We start from the raw sequence: 6,102 nt of genomic DNA on the forward strand, positions 1-6,102 counted from the left end.
CAGCAGCGCTGGTGACAGAAGGCCGATTAGGCTCTGGGAACGTTGGCAGTTCTGGCTGCCGGTCAGCATCAGTGGTGCCCGGCGGCTTAAGTTGCGGTGGCAGCGTCAATCCTTCGGAGGGGATAATCTCTTTGGGAATAAGCGGGGTGTCCTGAGTCAGCAGCGCCTCTGTTTTTTCACCCGGAGGGACCAAGGCTTCAGTGGTGCCAGGAAAAATGGAGATCTCTTCTTCAAAGTCTAAGTCTGACTGATTTGCGATCGCATCTAGCATTTGGGCTAGACCAATGGTGACTGTAAAGGAGGCAGACGCTAACGCCACCTGCTCTGGGTCAATCAGCGAAATCGCCCCCAGTATGACCTGAGTAGACAGCTCATCGGGCAATGTAACCGTGACCAAAAACGGTGATGGCAATGACTGCTTAGGCAAATCAAAAGTCATTTCCTGCAGGGTGCTAGCCGTTTGGGGATCGCGTAGCTGGACCCAAAGCTGACCAGCCACTGCCCCCCCCGAGCTTCGTAAGAGCTGACCTGCTAGGGTCAACGTTTGCCCCAACTGGGTGACATAGGCTTGCTGCTTCAGCTGTAGTTGCACATCGGCCTGAGCAGTTGCATTGATGATCGGAGCAGTAGTGGAAACGTCCGTTTTTGAACTGTCCGTTTTCAGACTATTCTTTGCCCCAGCAGTATCAACATCTAGCAGCTGAGCTAGCTCATTCTCAGAGGCTACCCCTGACCAGTCAGGTTCCCAATCATCCTCATCCCGAGGCATCACCTGCAGCTGGACAGAATAATGCCAGCTCTCACCCAAAAAATCATCAATGACATCAGGACTGTTACAGTCAATTTCCCAATGACCAGGACTTAGCTGCATAAACGGAAAAATAGCCAAAAGTCCCGAGTCATTTGTCACGGCCCTACGTTTACGGACACGACGGCGGGGGGGCATTTCATCGAGCAGCAACTGGCTGACCCGCACTTCAACAGAGGTGTCGTCGTAGCTAGTATGGGCAGCCATACGATAGCGGCCTTCTAAGATCTCCCCCTGCCGTGTTTCCAACGGCAGCCAGGTTTGATCCCCCTCTTGCTGAATTAAAAACTCCCAATACCGCATACTCAAACACCTGTCAGAGACCTGCCCCTATCACCTGCAACCATTGCAACCTATAAATTAGCTACAGCCAATTAGCTACAGCATAGGGGCAATCCTAGCAAACATAGCTACGATTCTCACGTTTTTCACTAAGAGTCGCTGCTTTCCCTAAACTAGCTATACCAATGCTTAAGAAATATAGCGATATGCTCTCTAACGATATTTAAGTTAGGCACCTGGTAGCGTTAATGCAGCCTCGTAAACATCCCAGGAGAAACTATAGGAGCGGCTGCGGACGACTAATAGCATAGCCTTGTGCATAGTCTATCCCCAAGGACCGCACCTTTTCTAAGACAGCTGCATTCTCAACATATTCAGCAATTGTCTTTAACCCCATAATGTGGCCAATATTATTAATTGATTGCAACATGGCGCAGAGCACTTCATCTGTCGGCGCTTCTTTGACAAAATTACCGTCAATCTTGAGATAATCCACGGGTAGATGCTTTAAATAACTAAACGAAGACATGCCACTGCCAAAGTCATCCAGTGCAAAATGACAGCCAATTTTTTTGAGTTTCAAAATTAGATCCGCCGTTTTTTGTAAATTAGCAATAGCTAGAGTTTCAGTAATTTCAAAACAGAGTATCTGAGGATTAACCGGATACTGTTTGAGCTGCTCCTCTAAAAAGCTGATAAAGCTCTCATCATTGAGACTAGACCCCGATAGATTTACACTGTAGATAGTATTTGGTGCCGGGGTATGGGAAACCAAATAGGTAAAAAACCGATCCACCACCCACCGATCAATACGGGGCATGAGGCTATAACGTTCAGCCGTCGGTAAAAAGGCCATCGGCGGTGAAATCGTCCCCGTACGCCGATTGGGCAAACGGAGTAAGATTTCACATAACCGGGTATCTGTAGAGTCAGGAACCGCCGCTTCAATTGTCTGGTAGTAAAGTTGAAACTGATCCTCATCTAACGCTTCTGTCACCCGTGAGAACCATTGCACATCTTCCGTTTGGCGATGGATACCATCATCGTCTGGATGATAGATCTGAACCCGATTACGACCCTTATTTTTAGCCGTGTAGCAGGCCGCATCGGCCAGCTGCATCGCTTGCTCACTGCCGACGTTGTTAGAGGTAATCGGGACAATACCGACACTAACGCCAATGCTAAATACCTTGCCATCATAGAGAAAGCGAAAGGCTTGGATGCTACGACAAAATGACTCAGCAATTTGACTCGCACGGGTCACTTTGCAGTTGTACAACAGTAAGCCAAACTCATCACCGCCCAATCGGGCCAGAACATCTGTCTGACGAATTTGATCCCGCCACAGATCCGCCACCTGGCGCAAGAGGTGATCCCCAGCCGCATGACCACAGGTATCGTTAACAGCCTTAAAATGATCCAAGTCCATATAGCACAGCATATGCTGTGACTCTTGGGTGGAGAGTTCATCAATGGCATCATCGAGAGAATTAATAAACTTTTTACGGTTATAGAGTTCCGTAAGTGGGTCGTGGGATGCCTGCCAGGCCAGCTGTTTGGCTCGCCCTCGTTCTTCTGTCACATCATGAAAAATGAGAACAGTCCCCAAAACTTCACCCACAGCTGAACGAATGGGAGCTGCCGAGTCTCCAATTGCAAATTCTTGGCCTGTTTTAGAAATTAAAGTGGGATGATTACTAAGACTAATAGCCTGTTTCTCTTTGATAGCCTGTAAAGCTGGATTTTCTAATGGTCGGCGAGTGTTACTGTCGATAATCTGGCAAACTTCCGAAATCGAACGTTGTTTTGCTTCTTTAGCCAGCCAGCCAGTAAGTTTCTCGGCTACCGGATTAAAGTCTTTGATATAGCCATACTCATCCGTTGTAATGACAGCATCACCAATAGAATGGAGGGTAATTTGCGCTAGTTCTTTTTCTTGGTGGAGGGATTGCTCAAGTTTTTTGCGGTCGGTAACATCGGTCTGGGAACCAGCAATTCGATAAGGATGACCTTTTTCGTCCCACAGAGCCATGCCACGGGTTAACATCCACCGATAGCTACCATCACTATGCAAAATTCGATACTCACATTGAAAATTTGACCAGTGAAAATCTAGATGTGCTTGCAGCTGCTGTTCAAAATCCGAGCGATCGTCCGCATGAATGCGAGTTAGCCATTCTTCTGGAGCATTGCTGATATTGCTGTCGTCTAGTCCCAGCATCGTTTGCCAGCGGCGGGAATAACAAATAGTATTCGTCCTGAGATCCCAATCCCAAATACCATCATTTGCCCCTTGTACGGCTAGGGCATAGCGCTCTTCACTAATCTCCAACTTTTTGGTCAGCTCTGTGCGCTCAATGGCATATTGAATAGTCTTGGCCAGTAAATTACCCACATCCACGTACCCCAAGCGCTGTAGACGTTCCGGTGAGAAGGTATCCGACTTCACCAGATAGTCTTGAGCACCCTCTTGGAGAGCAGCAATGGCAACGTTTTGATCTTGAATACCTGTCAGCACAACAACCGGCACTTTAGGCACTAGTGCTTTAATTTGTTTAACCAGTTCTACACCTTGACCATCAGGTAAACAGAGGTCCAACAGAACCACATCGAAGTTGTTATGATTAGTCTCCAAAGCCATAATGGCTTCATTAAAACGTTCAGCGTGGTGTAGCGTTGTTTCTAGAAGTTCAGATGAGGTTAACAGCTCTTGAAAAAGTTGAGCATCCGATAGATTGTCTTCGATCAATAATGCATCTATACCTGTCGTCATATTAAATGTATATGTCAGTGTATTTAAGGGCGGAGCAATGGTCGAAAGCAAAGCAGACTCATAAGTACAGTCACCCATAGCGGTTTGACTAAACCTGAGATAGTCTCTTAATCTCCAGATAGACAATGGTTACACAGATATAGAAACATAGTTGGCAAATAAATTTGTAATGGATGGGTCAATAACAGTCTTTGGGGTAGCATCACACAAGCTATACTCTGGGGAACTAGCCTCAACAGACAAGAGCTTGCAATCTGCCTAAATTCAATAAACGAGGTTGAATGGTGTAGAAATATAATAAGAAAACTCGATATAGCTTGTATATCGCGAAAATACTTATTCTTGAGATAGAAAACATTTGCCCTGCCCTACCAGCTGTTACCGAGTTTGTCAGAGCAGGTGTCAACTGTGCCCGACTTAAGCTGTACTCCTGACGGTTCTTATCTATTCACCGGTTGGCAACTGTACTGTCTTGAGCCAAAAGTCGTTGATTTTTTGGGCAATCAGCCGATACTCACTAAAATCCGCTGGCTTAGTGATGTATGCATTTGCATGCAGTTGGTAGCTCTTGTAAATATCCTGCGGTGTAGCGGAGCTAGATAAAACAATGGTAGGAATGGTCTGCCATACTGCATTGCATTTGATTGCTTCAAGCATGTCATGACCGGTTTTACCCGGCAAGTTTAAGTCAAGCAAAATCAGTTGAGGATGGGCGTGGGCACTATCATCAATTTGCTGTAGTAGGTCCAAGGCTTCATCTGCCGTCTGGACAACCTGAATTGACCATAGACAGCCAATATCATCAAAGGCCGCTGACAGGATGGCCGCATCGGTGGGTGAATCTTCGATTAGAAGAATAGTGACGTCCATGACGTGGGCAGATGTATTAACGCTTTGGAGGGCGGCTTTATCCTAACGAGGGGGCTTACAATTGAAGTAGCTCCATAAGCAAACCTTAAGCTTCGTTTGAATAGGCCTCCACGGCAAGGGTGAAATAAAAAATTGAGCCGTTGCCAAGGGATGACTCTAACCAAATCTCCCCCTGGTAATGCTCCACAATTTTTTTACAGATGGCTAGACCAATACCGTACCCTTTTTGTTCTTGTTGGTTGTGTAGCCGTTGAAAGAGTTTAAAGATCCGTTGTTGTTGATCCTGGGGAATACCCATACCATTATCTTCGATACTAAACAGCCACTTATCGGGTTGCGGCTTAGCCATAATATTAATCTGAGGCGGCTCTGACCCTCGGAACTTAATAGCATTGCCAATCAAGTTTTGGAGCAATTGTACAATGTGATTTTTATCTACATAGAGTGTAGGCAACGTACTGTGATGGATTGTCGCTTGAGTTTCAAGACAGATAAGATTTAGATTTTCTAGGGCAATGTCAAGGGCGTGATCGAGAGCAGTGGGACTACTGTTAGAGAGTTTTTTATTATTGATACGAGAAAGTTCGAGAATACCATCAATCATGGCTTTCATCCGGATGCCACCATCTACGATATGACTGATATAACGTTTGGCAGCAACATCCAGCTGTCTGTCATATCGCTGTTCTAATAGCTGAGAAAAGGCTGTCATTGCCCGTAGCGGCTCCTGCAAATCGTGGGATACAACATAGGCAAATTCTTCTAGATTGGCGTTGGAACGAGCTAAAGCTTGAGCCTGCTGGGCTAGTTCTTGTTCATTTCTTCTCTGCACTAGGACTTCTACCTGCAAGCGGTTATTCTCCTCTACGATTTCTATCATTCGCGAGTAGTATGTCGCATCCAGAGACATAGACTCTTCTCGCTCGATCAACACTGATAAAAACTCTTGCGTGCCCATGGCAGTATGCAGGGTAACAAGAATAGTAACAGGACATAATAGATTAGCAGATAAATCAATCTGATAACTGCTACAGCTCGCTTCGCCGGTCGTTTGTGCTTTACTGAGCAAATCGATAACAGGGTATCGTAAGCTATTTGATAGTAGTGTAATAACGTCTTTAGAAGTGTTGTTATCTTCCGTTTGCATGGGAAGTAAACCGAGGGCGTCAACACACACAGCCATGAGATGGTGCTGTTGATCAACCAGTAGGTATGTAGCCTGACGTTTTTTGAATAACGCCTGAAACGCTATCCTGAGCGCTAAAGGGTCACATTGCGAATCATCTGGCAATGGCTGACATTGATTGGGAGGCATTTGAGCGCTGCTGATCGTGGGGTTGGTCTGGAGCGCCATGAAGCGAAGCCAGAC

Annotated in this window: 4 protein-coding genes; all 4 read right to left on the reverse strand. The window is 46.2% G+C overall.

The annotated features are described in order from the left end of the window. Positions 1-1,111: hypothetical protein (locus IQ260_RS26270; protein WP_228016450.1), on the reverse strand; the 1,111-nt coding region annotated here is incomplete at its 3' end. Between the two features lie 256 nt (positions 1,112-1,367). After that, on the reverse strand, positions 1,368-3,941 hold the full coding sequence (locus IQ260_RS26275; protein ID WP_228016451.1) for an EAL domain-containing protein: 2,574 nt from the start codon (positions 3,939-3,941) through the stop codon (positions 1,368-1,370). A 366-nt stretch (positions 3,942-4,307) separates the two neighbouring features. Beyond that, complete coding sequence (locus tag IQ260_RS26280; RefSeq protein WP_193996040.1) at positions 4,308-4,733, reverse strand: response regulator; 426 nt, start codon at positions 4,731-4,733, stop codon at positions 4,308-4,310. A gap of 85 nt (positions 4,734-4,818) precedes the next feature. After that, a partial coding sequence (locus tag IQ260_RS26285; RefSeq protein WP_228016452.1) for a sensor histidine kinase occupies positions 4,819-6,102 on the reverse strand: 1,284 nt, incomplete at its 5' end.

The organism is Leptolyngbya cf. ectocarpi LEGE 11479 (assembly GCF_015207065.1).
Taxonomy (GTDB): Bacteria; Cyanobacteriota; Cyanobacteriia; order Phormidesmidales; family Phormidesmidaceae; genus Leptothoe; species Leptothoe ectocarpi.